This is a genomic window from Photobacterium sp. 2_MG-2023 (assembly GCF_030547675.1).
Classification (GTDB): Bacteria; Pseudomonadota; Gammaproteobacteria; order Enterobacterales; family Vibrionaceae; genus Photobacterium; species Photobacterium arenosum.
The window spans coordinates 1-22,587 of the sequence record NZ_JAUOQQ010000037.1; the positions used below are offsets into that span (position 1 = coordinate 1).

Genomic DNA, 22,587 nt, shown 5'->3' on the forward strand with positions numbered 1-22,587 from the left:
CGTCCGTAGCTCAGCTGGATAGAGTACCTGGCTACGAACCAGGCGGTCGGAGGTTCGAATCCTCCCGGACGCGCCATTATTTTCAAGTTTCAATGGATTGTAACGACTACAACCAATTCTGCGCGCTCGTAGCTCAGCTGGATAGAGTACCTGGCTACGAACCAGGCGGTCGGAGGTTCGAATCCTCCCGAGCGCGCCATCATTTCAAGTCGTGATTTTTCACGCATCTGCTCTGCGCGTCCGTAGCTCAGCTGGATAGAGTACCTGGCTACGAACCAGGCGGTCGGAGGTTCGAATCCTCCCGGACGCGCCATCCTTATAAACCCAGCCCCGGCTGGGTTTTTTATTGTCTGTATTTCCCGTTTCTCCGTTTCTCTTCTGAGCCTTGCCTGCAACCACTGGTATTTCTGTGTGGAAAGGGGTAGTTTTGGCTTGCCTTGCGATGATAAGGCTAAGGATTCCACCGGATTTAGAAGGAAAATAACCATGACAACTCAACAGCTTGCTATTACTGCCTTTGGCGATGTCCACTGTCTTCAGCTGCAATCGGTCGAGATCCCTGCGCCGGAAGGGCGGCAGGTGCTGATCGATGTGGCTTATTCAGGCGTCAATCCTATTGATGCCAAAACCCGGGCAGGCTTAGGTTGGGCTGCGCAGCAAAACCGGGACAAGCTGCCTTGGGTGCCGGGCTATGATGTTGCCGGCGTCATCGCCGCCGTTGGCGAGGAGGTCACTGAATGGAGCGCAGGGCAGAGAGTGTGCGGCTTTATCGGGTTTCCTTTGCAAGGCGGTGGATACAGTACGCAGGTACTGGCTGAGGCGGACAGCCTGAGTCCGGTGCCGGATGGTGTACCCTTAGCAGAAGCAGCGGCGTTACCTTTGGCGGGGCAAACGGCCTGGCAGGCACTGGAAAAAGCATCAGTGCAGGCCGGTGAGCGGGTCTTGATCTTAGCCGGTGCTGGTGGAGTGGGTCATCTGGCGATACAGCTGGCATGCCACAAAGGTGCTGAGGTCGTGGCCAGTTGTTCGGCGGATAATCAGGATTTCGTCTCCTCTCTGGGCGCACAAGCGGTGGATTACCAAAAAGGTGAGCTGGCAGCTCAGCTACAGGCGGTGGATGTGTTGATCGATCTGGTTGGAGGCGAAATAGGCGTGGCAGCTTTGTCTTGTGTTAAACCGGGCGGTCGTGTGGTGACTGTGCCGACCATCACGGCAGAGAGTGTGACCGCAGCGGCAAAAGTCACCGGCTTGCATGCACAAGGTATGCTGGTATCCCCTTCGGTGGCGCAGAACGATCAGATGCTGGCTATGATGGCAGAAGGTGATCTGACAGTGTTGATAACAGAGCAGTTCCCGCTTGTGCAGGGCGCGGAGGCACACCGTCAGATAGAAACGGGTCGTACCCGCGGCAAAATAGTTCTGGTAATGAAAGACTGACGAATGGATTGGGGTTGGTCTGGCGAAGCTCTGTTGTGGGGGCTGTTTTTCACTGGCTTACTCAGCGCGACTTTGCTGCCGGGAGGCTCGGAAGCCGGCCTTCTGGCGGCTCTCAGTGCTCAGTCACAGCCGGTATGGTTGCTGGTTACCGTTGTCACAGCGGGCAATACTGTCGGTGGAATGGTGAGTTATTATCTGGGACGTTGTTTACCCGATAAAACTTCTGAAGAAAATCAGAGTCATACTAAAGCTGTTGCCTGGATAAAAAAATTCGGTTACTGGAGCCTGCTGCTCAGCTGGGTACCTGTTGTAGGTGATCCGCTTTGCCTGGCTGCAGGCTGGCTGCGGATGCGGGCAGGGCTCTGTGCCTTGTTTATTCTCATCGGCAAAGCCGTGCGGTACGTCATACTGGTGCTGCTGTTTTGATTTTTCACTCTGAAACTAATAGAAGGAAGGCGAACGTGCAAAAGCGGATTCTGAGCCTTGTGTTGCTGGTCCTTAGCGGATGCAGCAGTCAGACGCCCCCCGAACAGGCACAGTCATTGCCTGATGGTGTGCATTTTGTCGAAAGTGTATCGGACACCAGCGCTGAAGTCGTGATCCCTTACAGCAAATATGTGCTGGATAATGGCCTGACGGTGATCCTGCATGAGGATAACTCAGATCCTATCGTGCATGTGGATGTGACTTACCATGTGGGATCAGCCCGCGAGCAATTAGGCAAGTCAGGTTTTGCCCACTTCTTCGAACACATGATGTTCCAGGGCTCCAAACATGTCGGCGATCAGGAGCACTTTCGCCTGATCACCGAAGCCGGCGGTACGATGAATGGCACAACCAACCGTGACCGTACCAATTACTTTGAAACTGTGCCGTCGAATCAGCTGGAAAAAGTGCTCTGGCTGGAATCAGACCGCATGGGCTTTTTGCTGAGTGCCGTATCCCAGCACAAATTTGAGATTCAGCGCGCCACGGTAAAAAACGAGCGTGCACAACGCTATGAGAACCGTCCTTACGGCATGGTGAGTGAGCGGATTGGCGAGGCACTTTTCCCGCGGACACACCCTTACTCGTGGCAGCCTATCGGCTATGTTGACGATCTGGACCGGGTTGATGTTAACGATTTGAAAGCCTTCTTTCTGCGCTGGTACGGGCCGAATAACGCCACACTGACCATTGGTGGTGATATTGATAAAGCCGAAACACTGGCATGGGTACAGAAGTATTTTGGTGATATTCCGCGTGGACCGAAAGTTGATAATCCGCCGAAAGCGCCCGTTAAGCTGGATGCTGACCGATACCTGACCCTGGAAGACAATATTCAGCAGCCTATGCTGATGATGGCATGGCCGACCTCGTACAAAGGGGCGCCGGATGATGCATCGCTGGATATGCTGGCGAAAGTCATAGGGGGCGGTAAGAACAGTATCTTGTACCAGGCCTTGGTGAAAACCGGAAAAGTGGTGGATGCCGGAGCCTATCATGACTGTGGTGAGCTGGCCTGTACTATGTATGTCTATGCCATCGGCCAGAGTGGTGAGCAAGGACAGCTGGACCGCATTTATGACGACGTCAGCACAGTGCTCAGCAGTCTGGCTCAGCGCGGTGTCAACCAGCAAGAACTTGATGAAATGAAAGGCATGGCTGAAGCCTCTGCCATTTTTGGCCTGCAAAGTGTGCATGGCAAAGTGGCGCAGCTGGCGGCTTACCAGACCTTTTACAGTGATCCAAACCGCTTGGGGACCGAGCTGACCAATTTGCGTAACGTTAAAACCGCTGACGTGGAGGCGGTATACCGGCGTTATGTGGAGAACCAGCCCAAAGTGGTACTCAGTACTGTGCCAAACGGGCGTACAGAGATGGCCGCTGCCAAAGCCAACTACCGTCCGGCAGATCGCCTTATTCCTGAGCACAAATCCGTTCAGGACAATGAGCTGAACCTGCGCGAGCCACAGCGCGAAGGGTTTGACCGCTCAGTGATGCCACAGCCTTCAGAGCCGGTTACGGCTCAGGTGCCAGAGTTATACCGCTTCACGCTGGCTAACGGTATTGCAGTGCTGGGCACCCAGTACGATGAAACCCCGACCGTGGAATTGCAATTGGTTTTACCGGCTGGCCGCCGCTATGAACCTATTGGCAAAGAGGGGCTGGCCGAGCTTACTGCTGCGATGCTGGCAGAAGACAGCAAGCGCCATTCATCGGAAGATTTGGTGTCCCGCCTTGATACGCTGGGCAGTACTGTGACCTTCTCATCAGGTATGTACGGGTCTGTTGTTTCTGTTACTACCCTGAAGAAGCACCTCAATGAAACGCTGGCTATTATGCAGGAGCGTTTGTTCGAACCAGCCTTCAATGAAGAGGATTTTACCCGGGTCAAACAACAGGCGCTGGAAGGCCTGGTGTATGATCATCAGCGACCGAGCTGGCTGGTCAGTCAGGCCACCCGCGAGGTGTTGTACGGCAAGACTGTGTTTGGTCGTCCTTCGGATGGCACGCTGGCGTCGGTTCAGTCAATGACACTGGACGATGTCAAAGCGTTTTATCAGCGCTTCTACACCCCCAATGGGGCACAATTGGCCGTCGTTGGCGATGTCCAGCCCGCAGAGCTGACATCACATCTGTCATTTCTGTCAAGCTGGCAGGGGGCGCCGGCACCCAGTTATGTTACCCCTGCGCTGCCTGTCCGGTCGAAACCGGCAATCTGGCTGGTTGATAAGCCGGGAGCGCCGCAAAGTACGGTACGCTTAGTGCGTAATGGCCTGCCGTACGATGCCACGGGTGAACAGTTCGAACTCCAGCTGGCGAACTTTAATCTGGCTGGCAATTTTAACAGCCGGATTAATCTTAATCTGCGCGAGGATAAGGCATACACCTATGGTGCCGGTGGTTATCAGAGCGGCAATAAAGAAGCCGGGCTCTCTGTGTTTTATGCCGAAGTGCGTGCGGATGTGACCTTACCGTCAATTAAAGAGATGCTGAAGGAGCTGGAGAATTACAGCCGTCATGGCCTGACGGATGAAGAACTGGCCTTTATGCGTCTGGCGGTAGGTCAGCAAGAGGCACTGAGCTATGAAACGCCGAGTGATAAAGCTGATTTGCTGCGGCAGATCATGACTTACCAGCTGGAAGATGACTTTGTGTCGCAGCGCAATGCGATCACGGCTTCTATCAGTAAAAACAGGCTCAATGAGCTGGCGGCAAAATGGTTTGATCCCAATGATTACCAAATTATTGTGGTGGGGGATGCGCAGTCATTGTTGCCGCAGTTGAAAACACTGAATATGCCGGTTCATCCTTTAAAACCCGTGCAATAAGATCAGCATAATTACCGGCTTATTAAGCCGGTATTCAGCTTAAGATTTCAGCCGATACCCTGTGTATCGGCTTTTTTTATTGCTGCCGTTACCACAGGCAGGAAACCCTTTGCTAAATCAACAATAATCATGGTAATCAGCAAGAATTATGATTACCCTAGCTCCCCTGTGATAGTGATGATTGAGAACAGCCTGATGGATTTTTCACAAAGGTTAGAGAGGGTGTCGGCCAATCCGCAAGCGCTGACACAATTCGGTCGTGGCCTGGAAAGGGAAGCGTTACGAATAACCCCGCAAGGGAAGTTATCCACTCAACCGCACCCTGTCGGCCTGGGTTCGGCCCTGACCAATAAGTGGGTAACCACGGACTTTGCTGAGTCTCTGCTGGAGTTTATTACCCCGGTGTCGCGAGATGTCGATGAGCTGTTATCTCAATTGTCCGATATCCATAAATTCAGCTATAGCCAGCTGGGCAGCGAAATGCTCTGGCCTATGTCTATGCCTTGCTATGTCGGTGATGAGTCTGATATCGAACTGGCGCAATATGGCAGCTCCAACATTGGCCGGATGAAAACCCTCTATCGTGAAGGGTTGAAGCGCCGCTACGGCAGCATCATGCAGATCATCTCAGGTGTGCATTTCAACTTTTCTTTTCCGGACAGTTTCTGGCAACAGTTGTTTGGTGATCAGAACGAAGACGAGCGTCAGGCTTCAGTGTCTGAGTCGTATTTTGCCTTGATCCGAAACTACTACCGGTTTGGCTGGCTGATCCCTTATCTGTTCGGGGCTTCTCCGGCGTTGTGTGGCTCATTCCTGAAAAAAGACGGCGCTAAGCTCGATTTTCAAAAGACAGGTAAAGGCACCTATTTCCTGCCGAAGTCTACCGCACTGCGTCTGAGCGATCTGGGGTATACCAATCATGCCCAGAGTGCACTGAAGATTGGCTTTAATCATCTGGCTCAGTATCTGGACGGTTTACAGAAAGCAATCCATACCCCGTCTGAAGAATTTGCCGATATCGGCGTTAACGTCGACGGTCAATTGCGCCAGCTGAATACCAATGTGCTGCAGATTGAAAACGAGCTTTATGCGCCTATCCGTCCCAAGCGAGTGACCAACAGCGGCGAGAAACCGTCTGAAGCCCTTGAGCGGGGTGGTGTGGAGTACATTGAAGTGCGTTCACTGGATGTCAACCCGTTCAGCCCGATAGGTATCACCTCTGAACAGGTCCGCTTTTTGGATCTCTTCCTGACCTGGGCGGTCTTGTCGCCGTCTGATGATATGGATGATGCCGAACTGGCCTGCTGGCGTGACAACTGGAAGAAAGTGGTACTGCAGGGGCGGGATCCTGAGCTGCAGCTGCAAATCGGTTGCCGTGGTGAGCGCCTGCCGCTGCGCGACTGGGCCTTGCGCGTCTTCTCTGAGCTGGAGCAGGTTGCTGTGGCCATGGATCAGGCTAACGGTGGCAACAGCTACCAGCAAACACTGGCAACCCTGACCGGGTGGGTCAATAATCCTGAACTGACATTGTCTGCGCAAGTCTTGCGTCACATTGAAGCCAATGAAGGCATCGGTAAGTTTGGCCTGGAATTAGCTGCAAAGCATGCCGAGTGGCTGGATAAGCAGAGTTACAGCCGGTATTCTCAGTCTGATTTTGAGTCGGAAGCGGCAGCCTCTGTGATGAAACAGCAGCAAATCGAGCAGGCTGATGAGGTGTCTTTTGAAACGTTTCTGGCTGATTATTTTGCGGATCTGCAACAAAATCCGTTTAAGAAAGCGTAACAGCAGAGATAAAAAAACGGGCAGCGACCTTGCTGCCCAATAAAATTACAATTTCGCAGGGATGACGACAGTTTGCACTGCCAGTCATAATATCAGACCTGCCGTTTTCACTTTGGTTCCAATTCAGGGAGTGAAAAATGCTTTTGGCAACAACAAAAGGGTTGGCGCTGATATTGTTGGTTTTAATAACAACCGGTTGCGCAACACCTCCGCCCCAAAATCAATCAAACTTATGTGACATTTTCCGTGAGAACCCCGACTGGTATCAGGACGCGCTCGACATGGAAAAGCGCTGGGGGACGCCCATTCAGGTTGCTATGGCCTTTGTGCGCCAGGAAAGCGCTTTCCGTCATGATGCCCGTCCTCCCCGTCCCTATGTGTGGGGTGTGATACCCTGGTTCCGCAGCAGCAGCGCCTATGGCTATGCGCAGGCACAAGATCCTGCCTGGGAAGATTACCAGCGCGCGACCGGTAGCTGGAGTTCACGTACCAGTTTTGATGATGCACTGATGTTTATCGGCTGGTATACCGATGAAACACAGCGGCAACTGGGGATATCCAAGTGGGATGCTTATAACCAGTATTTGGCCTATCATGAAGGGCGAGGTGGCTATAGCCGCGGAACTTATCGCCATAAGCCGACTCTGCTGCAAGTGTCCCGTAAAGTGGATCAGCAGGCGAAATCGTATGGCTGGCAATTGAAGCAATGCCGGCAGGAATTGGAAGATAACCGCAGCTGGTGGCCGTTCTGAGCGGAAGGGACTGCCAGGCTACGACACGACAGGCAAAGGAGAAGGACACCATGCCATTATTAGATAGTTTTACCGTCGACCACACCAAGATGCATGCACCGGCTGTGCGTGTTGCTAAAACAATGCAGACACCAAAGGGCGACACTATTACTGTGTTTGACCTGCGTTTCTGTCGCCCCAATCAGGAAATCCTCTCCGAGCGCGGTATTCACACCCTGGAGCATTTGTTTGCCGGTTTCATGCGGGCTCATCTGAACTCCGGGGCAGTGGAAATCATCGACCTGTCACCAATGGGTTGCCGTACCGGTTTTTATATGAGCCTGATCGGTGAGCCTGATGAACAGCAAGTGGCAGACAGCTGGCGTGCAGCGATGGAAGATGTGCTGAAAGTGGCTTCACAGGAGCAGATTCCTGAACTGAATGAATACCAGTGTGGTACTTACAGCATGCACTCACTGGACGAAGCCAAACAGATCGCGCAGGATATTCTGGATCGCGGCATTGATGTGAATAAAAACCAAGAGTTAGCTCTGCCAGACAGTATGTTGCAGGAATTGAAAGTAAAGTAAGCGTTTACTGACTTTGCATCGACACAAAAAAACCACCGGTAATGCCGGTGGTTTTTTATTGTCACCCCCAAACCACCGCCTGTGACGGCGCTGATTTAGGACGCTGGGTTAACCGGTTTTTTGCAACTGGGCCGGCAGGATTTTGACCAGTTTGATCATGTTATCGGAGATTTCCACTATCTCCATCTGATAACCGGCCACTGACACGCTAAGGATACTGTCCGGGATATCTTCCAGATGCTCCAGAATCAGGCCGTTCAGGGTTCTGGGGCCGTCAGTCGGCAAATCCCAGTTCAGGCTCTTGTTCAGCTCACGGATATTGGCTGTGCCTTCAATCAGCAAACTGCCGTCACTTTGCGGGGTGATCTCTTCGGCTAAGGTCGGAGAGATGGAGGTGGTGAATTCCCCCACTATCTCTTCCAGAATGTCTTCCAGGGTGATCAGACCCTGAATATCGCCGTATTCATCTACAATCAGGCCGATGCGCTCTTTGCGGCGCTGGAACTTCAACAGCTGGATATTGAGCGGCGTGCCTTCCGGAATGAAATACACTTTGTCAGCAGCACGCAGCAGATTTTCTTTGCTGAAATCGTTTTTATCCATCATCAGGCGGTAAGCTTCTCTGACTCGCAGCATACCAACGACTTCATCGATGTTGTCCCGATACAGGACGATTCGGCCGTGAGCGGCATGGCTGAGCTGGCGGACAATGGATTTCCAGTCGTCATTGATATTGATACCGACAATTTCATTACGCGGGACCATCAAATCTTCCACTGTGACGTTTTCCAGATCCAGAATCGATAACAACATGTCCTGGTGGCGGCGGGGGATCAGGCTGCCCGCTTCATTGACCACAGTGCGCAATTCTTCCGAACTCAGGGTGGCATCGTTCATATTGTCGACACGCATGCCGAGCAGCCGCAGGAAACTGTTGGTGATGCCGTTGACAAACCAGACCAGCGGATACAGCAGTTTCATGAGTATCCGTAACAGGATACTGCTGGAATAAGCCACTTTTTCAGGGTACAGCGCGGCCAGGGTTTTCGGTGTAACTTCGGCAAACACCAGTACAGCCATAGTCAGCGCGCCGGTGGCGATAGCCACACCCAGATCGCCGTACAGGCGCATACCTAAAATCGTCGCGATGGCAGAGGCAAGGATGTTTACCAGGTTGTTGCCGATCAGAATCAGACCGATCAGACGGTCAGGTCGGTTGAGCAGTTTTTCAACCCGCTTAGCTCCGCGATGGCCCTGGCTTGCCAAGTGGCGCAGTTTGTAGCGGTTTATCGACATCATGCCGGTTTCAGAGCCGGAGAAATATCCGGAAATCAGGAGTAGTAATACCAGAAGGGAGAATAAAGCTCCCGTGGATATATCGTCCAAAAAGTCAGTTCCTTGTATCGCTGTGGATGTGTACTCTGTACTGAATATGAGTAAAGGTGTCAAGGGTGGGTTGTTAAGACGCTAAAGACCCAGCCAGGATTAATCATGCTTAAGCATGGATAGTGTTTATTAAATTGTCATTAGCTGCCAATGATGATTTCTTTGACAAAACGGCTGCCGAAGTAGGCCAGAGTCAGCAGAAAAGCGCCAATCAGGCTGAACCAGACGACTTTTTTACCCCGCCAGCCCATCCGGTAATGGCCCCAGAGCAGAACGCTGTAGACCCCCCAGGCCAGAATGGAGAGTACCGCTTTGTGTGTTTTGCCCTGGGCAAACATATCCTGCAGAAAAATAAAGCCAGTGATCAGCGTGATAGTCAGCAGTATGTGACCGACCAGAATGATTTTAAACAACTGCCGTTCAACCAGCATCAAGGGCGGCAGATTAGGGTTAAAAGCCAGTTTTTTGTGTTTGAGCTTATAGTCCAGCCACGCCAGCTGAATCGCGTACAGTGTAGCGATCATCAGGGTTGAGTAGGCAAATAGCGCCAGAGAAATATGTAACAGGATTTGAGGATGCGCCTCCAGATGCGTAATGAAACCACCTGGTAATACAGCCGCCGCGGCAAGGTTAATGGCGGCAAAGCTGTAAATCACAGGCAGCAGAAACCATATCCGCATTTTGACCATGGCCAGGGTGGTGATGACGGCGATAATCAGACTGATGAGCGAGGCGACATTTAATATACTCAGATTCTGGCCGACGCCCCCCAGAATCAGATCTTTCAGGAACACCACATGCAGGATGATCGCCACTGTGGCACTGATCAGCACTGGCCGGGCTTTTATGCCATTATTATGGCTGAGCCCAGGCACAATAAATGCCAGCGCAAGCAGATAAAAACCAGCAGCAGTAAAGGCAATCAATATGTCCATAACACCTGTAAGGATCGTGAATTCGAACTGGTGAGTATACCTTGTGAACGGATAGCACGACAATGATACAAAGGGAACAATCGTGTGGGACAGAGCGCACTTTGCGGTCTGTTTCAGCGATTTCAGCAGGAATCTCTGTTGGTGCTGCGCGGCAGAAATGACAAGAATTCTGTCACAGGCTGCACGTATGGCATGAAACCGGGTCACTGATTGCGGTATACTGGCACGAAATGAGTGCGTAACGAGCGAGTCACACATGTTTGACAATTTAACCGAGCGTTTGTCGTCAACGCTGAAAAATATCAGCGGCCGTGGCCGTCTGACTGAAGACAACATTAAAGATACCCTGCGTGAAGTGCGCATGGCATTGCTTGAGGCGGATGTCGCGCTGCCGGTTGTCCGTGATTTCGTCAAGCGGGTGAAAGAACGCGCTGTCGGAACTGAAGTCTCTAAGAGCCTGACGCCAGGCCAGGAATTTATCAAAATCGTTCAGGCGGAATTAGAAGCCGTCATGGGCGACACCAACGAAGCACTGGATTTAGCCAGCCAGCCACCTGCGGTCATCCTGATGGCGGGTTTGCAGGGTGCCGGTAAAACCACCAGTGTGGGTAAGCTGGGTAAACTGCTCAAAGAACGTAATAAAAAGAAGGTACTGGTTGTTTCCGCCGACGTATACCGTCCTGCCGCTATCAAGCAGCTGGAAACACTGGCATCTGATATCGGTATTGATTTCTTTCCGTCCAGCCCGGATCAAAAACCGGTGGCGATTGCCCAGGCGGCTATCGAGCACGGTAAGCGCAAATTCTATGATGTGGTGATTGTCGATACCGCAGGCCGTCTGCATGTCGATGAAGCCATGATGGACGAAATCAAGGCCGTTCATAAAATAGCGAATCCGGTAGAAACCCTGTTTGTGGTCGATGCCATGACGGGCCAGGATGCGGCCAATACCGCCAAAGCCTTTAACGAGGCGTTACCGCTGACCGGTGTGATTCTGACCAAGGTCGACGGTGATGCCCGTGGTGGTGCTGCGCTGTCGGTGCGTCATATTACCGGTAAGCCTATCAAGTTCCTGGGTGTCGGTGAGAAGACTGATGCGCTGGAGCCTTTCCACCCTGATCGTGTGGCGTCCCGTATTCTGGGGATGGGTGATGTCCTGTCGCTGATTGAAGATCTGGAACGTAACGTTGATAAGGAAAAAGCCGAGCAGCTCGCGAAGAAATTCAAAGAGAAGAAAGGCTTTGATTTAGAAGACTTCCGTGGACAGCTTCAGCAGATGAAGAACATGGGCGGTATGATGGGCATGATGGATAAGCTGCCCGGCATGTCCCAGTTGCCCGGCAATATCAAAGACCAGGTCGATGATAAAATCTTTGTCCAGATGGAAGCTATCATTAACTCCATGACCTCGAAAGAGCGTGAGCGCCCGGAGTTGATTAAAGGTTCGCGCAAGAAACGTATTGCTGCCGGTTCCGGTACTCAGGTACAGGACGTCAACCGTTTGCTGAAGCAATTTACCCAAATGCAAAAGATGATGAAGAAAATGCAGAAGGGCGGTATGAAGAACATGATGCGCAATATGAAAGGCATGATGCCGGGTGGCGGCATGTTCCCTGGGCGCTAATTGCTTCAATTGCTTGTTTTTTGGTCTCGGCTGGTGATTTTACTGGTGAAAAAGTAGCTAAAGCAGTTGCATTCGCGGGTTGAAAGAGTAAAATTCCGAGGCTTTATTTGGCACGGGCCCCGTTTTTATGGCGGGGCCACTTTTATTTACAGTAATGCAAAGAGGACGATATGGTAACCATTCGTTTGGCACGTCACGGCGCGAAAAAGCGTCCATTTTATCACATCGTTGTTGCTGACAGCCGCGCTGCGCGCGACGGTCGTAACATCGAGCGTGTAGGTTTCTTTAACCCGCTAGCTACTGGTCAGGAAGAACGTCTGCGTCTGGACCTGGACCGTGTAAATCACTGGGTTGGTCAAGGTGCAACTGTATCTGACCGCGCAGCTAAACTGATCAAAGACGCTGCTAAAGCAGCTGCTTAAGATTGGTTAATGGGTAGCAGAGAAGCAATGAGTTCACACAACCAAGACCAAGTTGTTGTCGGTAAAATCGGTGCCACTTACGGTATCAAAGGGTGGCTCAAAGTTTTTTCCTACACAGAACAAGCCGAGAGCATTTTCGCTTATCAGCCATGGCTGATAAAGATGAAAGGTGAATGGCAGACCTTCCATGTGGAAGCATGGAAACGTCATGGTCAGGGGTTAGTTGCCAAGTTGCAGGGTCTGGATATCCGAGAGGATGCTCAGGTCATGACCAACGCGGAGATCAACGTACCTGCTGAACAATTACCGGCGCTGTCAGATGAAGAATTCTACTGGCGCGAACTGATGGGCATGGCTGTTGTGACAACCCAAGGTTACGACCTGGGTAAAGTAACGGACATCCTGGAAACCGGTTCTAATGACGTCTTAGTGGTTAAAGCCAACCTTAAAGATGCTTTTGGACAGAAGGAACGTTTAATTCCGTTCCTCGATGAGCAGGTCATCAAGTCGATTGATCGCACTGCTCAACGGATCGAAGTTGACTGGGATCCTGGATTTTAACCCTTCAGTAAGAGCGTAAAGAACCATGCGGGTAGGAATAATTAGCCTATTCCCTGAAATGTTCCGGGCTATTACTGAGTTTGGGGTAACAGGTCAGGCGGTAAAAAAAGGCCTAGTGACTGTAGAGACGTGGAATCCCCGCGACTTTACTCACGATAAGCACCGTACGGTCGATGACCGACCTTATGGTGGCGGACCTGGTATGCTGATGATGGTGCAGCCTTTGCGCGATGCCATTCATGCTGCCAAAACGTCTGCTAAAGGCCAGGCGAAAGTGATTTACCTCTCTCCTCAGGGCCGTAAGCTCGATCAGACAGGTGTTGAGGAACTGGCACAGAACGAGAATCTGATTCTGATCTGTGGCCGGTATGAAGGGGTAGATGAGCGCATTATCCAACAAGAGGTAGACGAAGAATGGTCTATCGGGGATTTTGTGCTGACGGGTGGTGAGCTGCCAGCCATGACCTTAGTTGATGCAGTCGTGCGGTTTGTACCGGGCGTTCTGGGCGACTTTGCGTCAGCAGAAGAAGATTCTTTTGCCAATGGCTTGCTGGACTGCCCGCATTACACGCGTCCTGAAGTGTTAGATGGACAAGCCGTACCTCCGGTACTCTTGTCTGGTAACCACAAGGACATTAGCCGCTGGCGATTGAAACAATCGCTGGGCCGTACCTGGCTGAGAAGACCAGAGCTCCTGGAAAACCTAGCTCTGACTGACGATCAGGAGAGCTTGCTAGCGGAGTTTATTCGCGAACATCGGCAAGCCATGAGTTAATTTAGTATCAGTTTATTCTAGGGTATATACCAATGAGTAATATCATCAAAGCTCTTGAGCAAGAGCAAATGAAAAATGACCTGCCTGAATTCGCACCAGGTGACACTGTTGTTGTTCAGGTTAAGGTAAAAGAGGGTGACCGTGAGCGTCTGCAGGCGTTCGAAGGTGTTGTTATCGCCAAGCGTAACCGTGGTCTGCACTCTGCTTTCACTGTTCGTAAGATTTCTAACGGTGAAGGTGTTGAGCGTGCATTCCAGGCTCACTCTCCAATCGTAGACAGCATTACTGTTAAGCGTCGCGGTGCAGTACGTCGTGCCAAGTTGTACTACCTGCGTGAGCGTTCAGGTAAAGCGGCTCGTATCAAAGAGAAGCTGACCAGAAAATAAGAACGCGACACGAAAGACGCGTATTGAGAGGCCCGCCAATTTGGCGGGCCTTTTTTTTGTTGTGCACAAACCTGTAACCACAGATCGGCAGTGTACCGTCATGCCGTCTTATTCACACTGGTACTTTTGCTTCATCATCTCAATATGCTGGCTCAGCATCGCTCTCAGCACTGACAGGTCGATATCGTCCAGGCGTTTGATATACAGACAGGATTTTCCCAGCTTATGTTGGCCTAGTTGCCTGAGCTGATCCTGATGAGCGGCAAAGCCCAGCATGAAATACAGCGTTAGTTTACCTTTACGGGGTGAGAAGGCGACCATCGGCCAGCTGAAGTGCTTGCCGGCGGTGTTGCTGTAAAAGTAGGTACCAAAGCCAACCAGGCTGTCTCCCCACAGCACCGCGTCTTTACCGCTCAGCCCGCTCAAGAGTGTCAGGAGCTGACGGCTGTCTTCCTGTTGCTGGCTGTCACTGAGCCCTTCTATAAAGTCGGTGACACTGGCTTGGGTAGGACGGGTTTTGAGGGTGCTCACTGTATGACTCCTGAACCGGGTTGTGTGTCGAGTATATACAGGCAGAGGAAGGGAACTGAAGAAAAAAGCGTGAACGGGAGAGGGGGATAAAAAAAAACCAGCCCGGAGGCTGGTTTTCACCGAAGCACAAGATTAAGCCGTTTCCAGCTTGCCTTTGCTTTCATTCTCTTTTTCATCCAGATCGATATCGCCTTTACCTTTTGACTTCACAATGACATACACAGTGATGCCAAGTGTCGCAATCAGGCCGATGACAGTCGAGATCATCATAGGCAGACCGAAGCCCAGTGTACTGTTGTTCAGAATAAAGGTGATCACGACTGTGGTCATGAAAATAGCCGGTACTGTGGTTACCCAATGCAGCTTGTTGTGGCGCAACAGGTAAGCGGAAGCTGTCCACAGCATCATGACAGCTGTGGTCTGGTTAGCAAATCCGAAGTAACGCCAGATAATCCCGAAGTCGACCTGAGTCAGAATGCCACCGATAACAAACAGAGGAACAGCCATCAGCAGGCGGTTACGCAGACTCTTTTGCTCCATGTTGAAGTATTCAGCCAGAATCAGGCGGCTAGAACGGAACGCTGTATCACCGGAGGTAATTGGCAGAATCACGACACCCAGGAAGGCGACCACACCGCCGACAACGCCCAGCAAGCCAAAGGATGCGCTGTAAACTACGTTACCCGGGCCACCGTTGGCCACTGCATCAGACAGGTTTTCCACCGAGCCGAAGAAAGACAGTGCCAGCGCACACCAGATCAAAGCAATCACGCCTTCACCTATCATGGCGCCGTAGAAAATGAAGCGGCCGTTTTTCTCATTTTCCATGCAACGCGCCATCAGTGGCGACTGAGTCGCGTGGAAGCCAGAGATAGCGCCACAGGCAATGGTGATGAACAGGGCTGGCCACAATGGCAGGTCATTCGGGTTCATGTTGGTGAACATCTGGCTGACTTCATAGTCGCCCAGCAGGGTGTATTCGCTGGAAACAGCAATAGCAGTGATCAGGCCAACCGACATGAAGATCAGCAGGAAGCCGAACAGCGGATAGAAGCGGCCGATGATCTTATCAACCGGTACTATGGTGGCGATGATGTAGTAAGCAAAGATGATAGCGACCATGGATCCCATAGAGACCGTCATGTCGGTTTGCTCGTTGACCAGGTTGGTGATCATACCTGCCGGGGCAGAAACAAAGACCACGCCGACCAGCAGCAGCAGCACAATGGCAAAGATGTTCATAAAGTGTTTGGCGCCATTGCCCAGATAACGACCGGACAGCGTCGGTACTGAGGCGCCGCCATTACGCACCGATAGCATGCCTGAGAAATAGTCGTGCACGGCACCGGCAAAGATACAGCCCAGGACAATCCACAGCATGGCCGCCGGACCGTAAAGTGCGCCCATGATTGGACCAAAAATAGGGCCAACACCGGCAATGTTCAGCAGCTGTACCAGGTACACTTTTTTCTTGGACATCGGCACATAGTCAACGCCGTCCTGCATGGTGTAGGCGGGTGTCTGGCGCTTTTCGTTAATGCCGAAAAGTTTTTCAATAAAGGTACCGTAAATAAAGTAACCGCCAATCAAAGCAGCCACGCAAATCAGAAACCAGGCCATATCTGTGCCTCTCTCAGTGTAGGTAGGTAGTAGGGTTATTTAATCTTTTATCAAGGCTTGCATCTTAACCGGTTGCGGCAAAGACACACGGCCTAAAAGGCTGAGTGGCGGTATGACGTTATTGAGTGGTCGATAAAGAGGTTGAGTGGCGGCAACTGGGACGGAGCGGTTGTCTGTGAACCTGAGTGGTCAGGCGCTAAAGTGGCCATTGTTGAGCGGATAAAGCGAGGAGCAGGCAGAGCGAAATGCAACTGCCCCTGATTATTGGTCAGCTCAGCCCGTAGCGATCTTTGATTTCTTTCAGGTAACGCCGGCTGACCGGGACCTGCTGACCATGCTGGGTTGTGATTTCTGCCAATCCGTTATCCAGCAGTTTGATCTCACGAATCGCCTGCGGGTGGACCAGATACTGGCGATGGCAGCGGATGAGCGGGGTTTTTTCTTCCAGCACTTTAAGGGTCAGTTGTGTGGTTGCCTTAGTGTCTTTGGTGACTATGTGCACACCCGATAAATCAGAATGCGCCAGTTCGATATCTGCCGGGCTGAGCAGCAAGATGCGGTTATGACCACTGCACGGAATAAGTTCGAGCATTTCGCTGATCAAAGGGGTGTAATCAGGCTGGCGCAGCTCACGCTTCAGCTTGGCCAGGGTTTTGTCGAGCCTTGCGGGTTCAACCGGTTTTAACAGGTAATCAAAGGCATTATCTTCAAACGCTTTGATGGCGTAGTCGTCATATGCCGTCACAAAAACAATTTTGGGCATAGTGTCCGGATCCAGCATGCTCAGCAGTTCGATTCCTGTGATTTGCGGCATCTGGATATCCAGAAACACCACTTCGGGCTTGAGCAGATTAATCATCTTCAACCCTTCGATGGCGTTGGCACCGCTGCCTATGATTTCGATGTCGCCGCTGTCATGCAGCAGCTCAATCAGCTCCTCACGGGCATAGGGTTCATCGTCTATGACAAGCGCCTTGATCATGGTTGTCCGTTCTCCTTTGGCAGCGTAATGGTGGCCAGTGTCCATTGATTGGCTTCCCAGCTCATCTGCAGGCCGTATTCTTTGCCATAGCGGTTTTTCAATCGTTTATCGACAATTTTCATGCCCAGACCGCTCTCTTCGCCAACGGGCTGATACAAGCCTGCATTATCGCGGACTTCTAACACAATACGCTCATCATTCTGACACGCGTTGATCGTCAGTTTACCGCTTGCCAGCAAATTAGACGTACCATGCTTGATGGCATTTTCCACTAATGGCTGCAGCGTAAACGTCGGAATAGTGATATTCAATAATGCATCATCAATGTTGACTTCAACCTGCAGCCGGTCGGCAAACCGGGCACGTTCAATTTCCAGATAGGCATGCACGTGCTGCAATTCTTCTTCCAGGGTGACAGTTTCTATATTCTGTTTCAGATTGCGCCGGAAAAACTGTGACAAATGCTGAATTAGCTGCCTGGCTTTATCAGGATCACGGCGGATAACCGCATTGATAGTGTTCAGCGCATTGAACAGAAAGTGCGGATTCACCTGTGCCTGCAACAGGCGCAGCTCTGCCTGAGTCAGCAGGGTTTGCTGGCGGTTATAGCGCCCTGTCAGGATCTGGTTCGACAAGAGTTTGGCAATGCCTTCTCCCAGCGTCAGATTGATGGTGGAAAACAACTTATGCTTGGGCTCATAGAGTTTAATGGTACCTATCACCTCATGGTTGCCGCCAATTAAGGGGATCACCAGCGCAGAGCCTAATTTGCACTTGTCGTAGAGTGAGCAGCAGTAGGGCACTTCATAACCGTCGGCATAGACCAGCTCGCAGTTATCTATGGCCTGCTTAGTATGCTTGGATGAAATCGGAGTGCCAGGCAGATGGTGATCATCTCCGATACCAATGAAGGCAAGAATCTTGTCTCTGTCTGTAATCGAAACCGCACCGACCCCGGTTTCTTCGTAAACGATACGGGCGATCTGTTTGGAGTTTTCCTGATTAAACCCCTGGCTGAGTATTCCCACAGATCGCTGGGCTATTTTCAGTGCCCGGCTGGAAAACGCGGCGGAGTATTTTTCATAAATGGTTTTTTTATCGCGGATAATGCTCATGAACAGGGCGGCGCCCACTGAGTTGGCGATGACCATAGGCAGAGCAATGGCACTGACCAGGCTGTAGGCTTTATCAAAAGGCTCGGCCACCGCCAGGATGATCAGCATCTGCAGGATCTCCGCAACCAGGGTAATGGCGAACACTGTCAGCGGCCGGAAAATCGCATCAAAGTTACTGCGGCGGACAAAATAGCTGTGCATGATGCCGCCGATCAGCCCTTCAACCGTGGTGGAGATGGCACAGGCGACATCAGTAAATCCGCCCATGCTGTAGCGGTGCATACCGCCGGTCAAACCTACGGCAAAGCCGACCACCGGGCCGCCCAGCAGCCCTCCCATGACAGCACCGATTGCCCGGGTATTGGCAATGGCATCTTCTATGTGGAGTCCAAAATAAGTGCCTAAAATACAGAAAAGAGAAAACAGCACATAGCAGGCAAAACGTTGTGATAAACGGCCAGATACCGTAGTAATAGGCATAAACAGCGGTGTCTTGCTTAACAGGTAAGCCAAAACCAGGTAAACACTAAGCTGTTGCAGCAGAGACAGGATGAGTTCCATGGCGGTATCGGAATAAGCTAAATGGATGTTTATGGTAGCTGTCTTTGCATGAAAGGCAATAATATACGTGAGTGTAAATAATTATTTACGAATGGTATTTTTTCTTTACAGGCTATTGCCCCATAAAAATCCAGTTGTTATTGTCTGTGTATTGACAGGGGAAATCCTGTTGTAACTAAAACTTTACGCCCAGGTGTGGCAAGATCAGGATGGCCCTATGCAGAAAGATGTGTTGAATAATGTCCATATTCAGGATGAACAAGTCCTTATTACGCCGCAACAGTTAAAAGATAAATTGCCTGTCAGTGAATCAGCGCTGTCTTTCATCGAACAATCGCGTAAAACCGTAGCCGACATTATCCATAAGCGGGATCACCGTTTACTGGTTGTCTGCGGCCCTTGTTCTATTCATGACGTCGAAGCGGCAAAAGATTATGCCCGCCGATTTAAAGAACTGGCTGCTGAAGTTGACGATCAGCTGTACCTTGTCATGCGAGTGTACTTTGAAAAACCGCGGACGACTGTCGGTTGGAAGGGCTTGATTAACGACCCGCATCTGGATGGCACTTTCGAGATTGAAGAAGGGTTACATATAGCACGCCAGTTACTGATCGATCTGGTGGAAATGGGTATTCCTCTGGCAACAGAAGCGCTGGATCCTATCAGCCCGCAATACATAGGCGATTTGTTCAGCTGGGCAGCCATTGGCGCGCGCACCACTGAGTCGCAGACCCACCGTGAAATGGCCAGCGGTCTTTCTATGCCGGTTGGTTTCAAAAATGGCACCGATGGCAGCCTGGGAACAGCCATCAATGCCATGCAGGCGGCCGCTTCCGGCCACCGTTTCATGGGGATTAACCGGGAAGGTCAGGTGGCTTTGCTGAACACTCAGGGCAACCCGGATGGCCATGTTATTCTTCGTGGTGGTAAGCAGACCAACTACGATTCAGTGTCGGTTTCCGAATGCGAAACTGAGATGGAGTCGGCGGGTCTCAACCCGGCCTTAATGGTAGACTGTTCCCATGCCAACTCTCGCAAGGATTACCGCCGTCAGCCACTGGTTGCCGAAGATGTGATCCATCAGATCCGGGAAGGGAATCATTCCGTCATTGGCCTGATGCTGGAAAGCCATCTCAACGGCGGCAATCAGAGTGCTGATCTGGATCGCAGCGAAATGGCGTACGGCGTCTCTATCACAGACGCCTGTATTAACTGGGAAGATACCGAAAGCCTGCTGCGCCGCGCTCGTCAGGAATTAACCCCTTTCCTACAACAACGTATTAAATAATGGAATAAGAGTCGAATGGTTGCGGAACTGAGCACACTACGAGATCAAATTGATGAAGTCGATAAGCAGATGGTTGCGCTGTTGGCGCGCCGTCTGGCTTTGGTCGAAGAAGTCGGCCATGTAAAAAGCCAGCACGGTCTGCCGATTTATGCCCCGGATCGTGAAGCTGCCATGCTGGCATCACGGCGACAGGAAGCGGCAGATCAGGGCGTACCGCCCGATCTGATTGAAGATATTCTGCGCCGCACCATGCGTGAATCTTATGCCAGTGAAAATGATTCAGGTTTTAAATGTCTGAAGCCTGAATTGCGTCCGATCGTTGTCGTTGGTGGTCATGGTCAGTTGGGCCGTCTGTTCTGTCGTCTGTTTGAGCTGTCGGGTTATCAGGTACGTACCCTGGGTAGTCAGGATTGGGACAAAGCGGATGAATTGCTAAAAGATGCCGGCATGGTTGTGGTGACCGTACCGATTCATCTGACCGAACAGGTGATCCGTCGTCTGCCTAAGCTGCCGGATGATTGCATTCTGGCTGATCTGACTTCGATTAAGAGCGAACCTGTTCAGACAATGCTGGAAGCGCATCAGGGACCTGTAGTAGGGCTGCATCCCATGTTCGGACCGGATATCAGCAGCCTGGCTAAACAAGTGGTGGTTTACTGTGACGGCCGTAACCCGGAAAGCTACCAGTGGCTGCTGGAGCAGATCCAGATCTGGGGAGCAAGCCTGAACCGGATCAGTGCCATCGAACATGATCAGGGGATGACCCTGATTCAGGCACTGCGGCATTTCACGTCGTTTGTGTATGGTGTTCACCTGGCTGAAGAAGATCCGCGTCTTGATCAGCTGTTGTCGCTCAGCTCACCGATTTACCGCCTGGAACTGGCGATGGTCGGGCGGCTGTTTGCACAGGACGGGCAGCTCTATGCGGATATCATCATGTCTTCGCCGCAAAATCTGGCCATGATTAAGCGTTTTCACCAGCGCTTTGGTGATGCTATCGCTATTCTGGAAAACAAAGATAAAGCCGCGTTCAAGCAGGCATTTGATCAGGTGGAAAGCTGGTTTGGTGACTACGCCGGACGCTTTTTGAAAGAAAGCCAGTCGTTGTTACGGCAAGCGAACGATGCGACTCACAGAGGTTAATTCGCTTCGTTTTTGTCTGCATAATCGTTGCTACTAATATAAAAAGAAGGCCAGCTTTTGCTGGCCTTGCTGTGTTTATTCTTCCAGGTAATCGACTTCGGTCGGTTTGACGTTTTCGCTGGGATAACAGCCTAACACCTTGATAAATTTAGTCAGTCGTGTCAGTTCTTCGAGAGCTTGCTGCATGGCCTCGGACTTCAAATTCGTTTCAACATCGACATAGAACATTTCTTCCCATGGATTGCCGATCACGGGTCGTGACTCCAGTTTCGCCATATTGATGTTGAGATTGCGCAGAACCAGCAGGCATTCAACCAGTGAGCCGGGTTTCTGGCCGGTCGACATGATGAGTGTGGTCTTGGCCGGGATCAGCGGCGTGACATCGACAGCTTTCCGGGCAACGACAATAAAACGGGTAAAGTTTTCCTGCTGGTTGGCAATACCGGTTTTCAGCGGGGTTAAGCCATACAGCTCACCGCTGGACGCATTGCCAATGGCGGCGACATTCGGCTGTTTGAGTTCGGCGACCTGCTGCATGGCATCGGCAGTGCTGGATGTATATTCCTGCCTGATGTCGCCCATAGTGCGAAGGTACTCACTGCATTGCTGGTGGGGTTGCGGATGGGAATACAGGGTATCAATTTTATCCAGCGAGGTCGGAACGGCTGTCAGCAGACAGTGTTCAATCGGCTGGGTAATTTCGCCCACAATCGACAAACTGGTGTGCTGCAGCAAATCGTAAACTTCGTTAATCGAACCTGAGCTGGTGTTTTCAATCGGCAGGACACCGTAGTCAGCCTGACCGGTTTCTACTACATTGACCACATCACGGAAATTGGAACAGCTCATCTCAACCAGTTTGGTTTGCTTCCGGCTGAAGTACTGACGGCTGGCCAGGTTGGAATACGATCCTTTGGCACCCAGAAAAGACACGCGAACCACAGGCTGAAGGCTGTCGGGGTTGGTCAGCTTTTGCAGATAAGCCTGCTGGAAAAGCACTGAGTCTTCAATAATGGTATGAAAGATCTGAGTGACATAGTTGGCATCCAGTTGGTGTTGGTTGCCTTGATCAATCAGTCTCAGTAACAGTGCTTGCTCTCTTTCCTGATCCCTGACAGGTTTGGTGGTTTTGATTTTGCTTTTGGCGACTTCCAGGCTCAGCTGACGCCGTTCTGCCAGTAGTGCCAGAATTTCATTGTCTATCCGAGTGACATGGGTTCGGATCTCGTCCAGTGAGTGATAGCTTTTGGTCATTCTGGTTTCCTGTCTGTGCGTATTTTATAGTTATGCTTACAAAAAAGCCCCCCGATTGGGAGGCTTGCTGTTCGTCTTTCGCTGCTTTCTTGCGTAACGATAGCCCCCACTTAAGGTGAGCGAAAAAAGAAGTGAAAGAAAAACAGTGCG

The 22,587-nt window shown here is 51.3% G+C and carries 20 protein-coding genes, 2 tRNA genes and 1 other annotated feature (1 of these 23 only partly in view); of the genes, 15 read left to right on the top strand and 7 right to left on the bottom strand.

Going from position 1 to position 22,587, the window contains the following annotated elements:
* Positions 1–122: 122 nt before the first annotated feature.
* The 8 genes from Q4491_RS20455 to luxS all read left to right on the top strand — a co-directional run bounded on the left by Q4491_RS20455 (position 123) and on the right by luxS (position 7,854).
* Positions 123–199, top strand: a tRNA-Arg gene (locus tag Q4491_RS20455).
* A gap of 37 nt (positions 200–236) precedes the next feature.
* Positions 237–313: transfer RNA gene (locus Q4491_RS20460), tRNA-Arg, on the top strand.
* Between the two features lie 173 nt (positions 314–486).
* Positions 487–1,437 (top strand): NADP-dependent oxidoreductase, encoded by a 951-nt coding sequence (locus tag Q4491_RS20465; protein ID WP_303460468.1) that lies wholly within the window; start codon positions 487–489, stop codon positions 1,435–1,437.
* 3 nt (positions 1,438–1,440) lie between these two features.
* A complete protein-coding gene (locus Q4491_RS20470) occupies positions 1,441–1,863 on the top strand; it encodes a YqaA family protein (protein ID WP_303460470.1) in 423 nt (140 codons plus the stop codon).
* Positions 1,864–1,898: 35 nt separating this feature from the next.
* Positions 1,899–4,751 (top strand): pitrilysin family protein, encoded by a 2,853-nt coding sequence (locus Q4491_RS20475; RefSeq protein WP_303460472.1) that lies wholly within the window; start codon positions 1,899–1,901, stop codon positions 4,749–4,751.
* A 192-nt stretch (positions 4,752–4,943) separates the two neighbouring features.
* Complete coding sequence (gene gshA / locus Q4491_RS20480) at positions 4,944–6,533, top strand: glutamate--cysteine ligase (RefSeq protein ID WP_303460501.1); 1,590 nt, start codon at positions 4,944–4,946, stop codon at positions 6,531–6,533.
* A 137-nt stretch (positions 6,534–6,670) separates the two neighbouring features.
* Positions 6,671–7,285 carry a hypothetical protein gene (locus tag Q4491_RS20485; RefSeq protein WP_192015705.1) on the top strand — a complete coding sequence of 205 codons (615 nt, stop codon included), beginning with the start codon at positions 6,671–6,673 and terminating at the stop codon, positions 7,283–7,285.
* Positions 7,286–7,335: 50 nt separating this feature from the next.
* The gene (gene luxS, locus Q4491_RS20490; RefSeq protein ID WP_192015704.1) at positions 7,336–7,854 is read left to right on the top strand and encodes an S-ribosylhomocysteine lyase; all 519 of its coding nucleotides are present in this window, start codon (positions 7,336–7,338) and stop codon (positions 7,852–7,854) included.
* A gap of 108 nt (positions 7,855–7,962) precedes the next feature.
* Here luxS and Q4491_RS20495 read toward each other — a convergent pair whose 3' ends face one another.
* A complete protein-coding gene (locus Q4491_RS20495; protein ID WP_218384215.1) occupies positions 7,963–9,240 on the bottom strand; it encodes an HlyC/CorC family transporter in 1,278 nt (425 codons plus the stop codon).
* Positions 9,241–9,380: 140 nt separating this feature from the next.
* The gene (locus Q4491_RS20500) at positions 9,381–10,175 is read right to left on the bottom strand and encodes an inner membrane protein YpjD (protein ID WP_237794703.1); all 795 of its coding nucleotides are present in this window, start codon (positions 10,173–10,175) and stop codon (positions 9,381–9,383) included.
* Positions 10,176–10,431: 256 nt separating this feature from the next.
* On the opposite strand from Q4491_RS20500, the gene ffh reads away from it, so the two are divergent.
* The 5 genes from ffh (at position 10,432) to rplS (ending at position 13,943) form a co-directional block, all read left to right on the top strand.
* Positions 10,432–11,799, top strand: coding sequence for a signal recognition particle protein (ffh, locus tag Q4491_RS20505; protein WP_027253537.1), 1,368 nt, complete (start codon positions 10,432–10,434; stop codon positions 11,797–11,799).
* A 170-nt stretch (positions 11,800–11,969) separates the two neighbouring features.
* On the top strand, positions 11,970–12,221 hold the full coding sequence (gene rpsP, locus Q4491_RS20510; RefSeq protein WP_027253536.1) for a 30S ribosomal protein S16: 252 nt from the start codon (positions 11,970–11,972) through the stop codon (positions 12,219–12,221).
* 27 nt (positions 12,222–12,248) lie between these two features.
* Positions 12,249–12,782 (top strand): ribosome maturation factor RimM, encoded by a 534-nt coding sequence (rimM, locus tag Q4491_RS20515; protein ID WP_027253535.1) that lies wholly within the window; start codon positions 12,249–12,251, stop codon positions 12,780–12,782.
* A gap of 25 nt (positions 12,783–12,807) precedes the next feature.
* Positions 12,808–13,557: a tRNA (guanosine(37)-N1)-methyltransferase TrmD gene (gene trmD / locus Q4491_RS20520; RefSeq protein ID WP_192015701.1), complete on the top strand. Its 750-nt coding sequence runs from the start codon at positions 12,808–12,810 to the stop codon at positions 13,555–13,557.
* Between the two features lie 32 nt (positions 13,558–13,589).
* A complete protein-coding gene (gene rplS, locus Q4491_RS20525; RefSeq protein ID WP_120513257.1) occupies positions 13,590–13,943 on the top strand; it encodes a 50S ribosomal protein L19 in 354 nt (117 codons plus the stop codon).
* A 108-nt stretch (positions 13,944–14,051) separates the two neighbouring features.
* Here rplS and Q4491_RS20530 read toward each other — a convergent pair whose 3' ends face one another.
* The 4 genes from Q4491_RS20530 to Q4491_RS20545 all read right to left on the bottom strand — a co-directional run bounded on the left by Q4491_RS20530 (position 14,052) and on the right by Q4491_RS20545 (position 18,752).
* Positions 14,052–14,474 (bottom strand): DUF1801 domain-containing protein, encoded by a 423-nt coding sequence (locus Q4491_RS20530; protein ID WP_303460485.1) that lies wholly within the window; start codon positions 14,472–14,474, stop codon positions 14,052–14,054.
* 132 nt (positions 14,475–14,606) lie between these two features.
* Entirely contained in the window at positions 14,607–16,094 is a 1,488-nt protein-coding gene (locus tag Q4491_RS20535) for a carbon starvation protein A (protein WP_303460487.1), read from the bottom strand.
* Positions 16,095–16,362: 268 nt separating this feature from the next.
* Positions 16,363–17,076, bottom strand: coding sequence for a two-component system response regulator BtsR (gene btsR / locus Q4491_RS20540; RefSeq protein ID WP_218384206.1), 714 nt, complete (start codon positions 17,074–17,076; stop codon positions 16,363–16,365).
* Entirely contained in the window at positions 17,073–18,752 is a 1,680-nt protein-coding gene (locus tag Q4491_RS20545) for a sensor histidine kinase (protein WP_161456091.1), read from the bottom strand. The genes btsR and Q4491_RS20545 overlap by 4 nt, the downstream gene beginning before the upstream one ends.
* A gap of 217 nt (positions 18,753–18,969) precedes the next feature.
* Here Q4491_RS20545 and Q4491_RS20550 point away from each other — a divergent pair, with 217 nt between their 5' ends.
* Together Q4491_RS20550 and tyrA are read left to right on the top strand one after the other, a co-directional pair.
* Positions 18,970–20,040: a 3-deoxy-7-phosphoheptulonate synthase gene (locus tag Q4491_RS20550; protein ID WP_218384204.1), complete on the top strand. Its 1,071-nt coding sequence runs from the start codon at positions 18,970–18,972 to the stop codon at positions 20,038–20,040.
* Positions 20,041–20,055: 15 nt separating this feature from the next.
* Positions 20,056–21,183 carry a bifunctional chorismate mutase/prephenate dehydrogenase gene (tyrA, locus tag Q4491_RS20555; RefSeq protein WP_303460491.1) on the top strand — a complete coding sequence of 376 codons (1,128 nt, stop codon included), beginning with the start codon at positions 20,056–20,058 and terminating at the stop codon, positions 21,181–21,183.
* Positions 21,184–21,258: 75 nt separating this feature from the next.
* Here the strand turns inward: tyrA and pheA are convergent, their stop codons facing one another.
* On the bottom strand, positions 21,259–22,437 hold the full coding sequence (gene pheA, locus Q4491_RS20560; protein ID WP_192015695.1) for a prephenate dehydratase: 1,179 nt from the start codon (positions 22,435–22,437) through the stop codon (positions 21,259–21,261).
* Positions 22,438–22,475: 38 nt separating this feature from the next.
* Positions 22,476–22,587 (bottom strand) — a sequence feature (Phe leader region) (it continues 9 nt past the right edge of the window).

Excerpts from the sequence above, each read along its gene's own strand:
- rplS (WP_120513257.1), top strand. The coding sequence starts at position 13,590 with ATGAGTAATATCATCAAAGCTCTTGAGCAAGAGCAAATGAAAAATGAC.
- Q4491_RS20550 (WP_218384204.1), top strand. The coding sequence starts at position 18,970 with ATGCAGAAAGATGTGTTGAATAATGTCCATATTCAGGATGAACAAGTC.
- Q4491_RS20470 (WP_303460470.1), top strand. The coding sequence starts at position 1,441 with ATGGATTGGGGTTGGTCTGGCGAAGCTCTGTTGTGGGGGCTGTTTTTC.
- luxS (WP_192015704.1), top strand. The coding sequence starts at position 7,336 with ATGCCATTATTAGATAGTTTTACCGTCGACCACACCAAGATGCATGCA.
- Q4491_RS20500 (WP_237794703.1), bottom strand. The coding sequence starts at position 10,175 with ATGGACATATTGATTGCCTTTACTGCTGCTGGTTTTTATCTGCTTGCG.
- rimM (WP_027253535.1), top strand. The coding sequence starts at position 12,249 with ATGAGTTCACACAACCAAGACCAAGTTGTTGTCGGTAAAATCGGTGCC.
- Q4491_RS20485 (WP_192015705.1), top strand. The coding sequence starts at position 6,671 with ATGCTTTTGGCAACAACAAAAGGGTTGGCGCTGATATTGTTGGTTTTA.
- Q4491_RS20545 (WP_161456091.1), bottom strand. The coding sequence starts at position 18,752 with ATGGAACTCATCCTGTCTCTGCTGCAACAGCTTAGTGTTTACCTGGTT.
- btsR (WP_218384206.1), bottom strand. The coding sequence starts at position 17,076 with ATGATCAAGGCGCTTGTCATAGACGATGAACCCTATGCCCGTGAGGAG.
- pheA (WP_192015695.1), bottom strand. The coding sequence starts at position 22,437 with ATGACCAAAAGCTATCACTCACTGGACGAGATCCGAACCCATGTCACT.
- rpsP (WP_027253536.1), top strand. The coding sequence starts at position 11,970 with ATGGTAACCATTCGTTTGGCACGTCACGGCGCGAAAAAGCGTCCATTT.
- Q4491_RS20465 (WP_303460468.1), top strand. The coding sequence starts at position 487 with ATGACAACTCAACAGCTTGCTATTACTGCCTTTGGCGATGTCCACTGT.
- trmD (WP_192015701.1), top strand. The coding sequence starts at position 12,808 with ATGCGGGTAGGAATAATTAGCCTATTCCCTGAAATGTTCCGGGCTATT.
- tyrA (WP_303460491.1), top strand. The coding sequence starts at position 20,056 with ATGGTTGCGGAACTGAGCACACTACGAGATCAAATTGATGAAGTCGAT.
- Q4491_RS20535 (WP_303460487.1), bottom strand. The coding sequence starts at position 16,094 with ATGGCCTGGTTTCTGATTTGCGTGGCTGCTTTGATTGGCGGTTACTTT.
- ffh (WP_027253537.1), top strand. The coding sequence starts at position 10,432 with ATGTTTGACAATTTAACCGAGCGTTTGTCGTCAACGCTGAAAAATATC.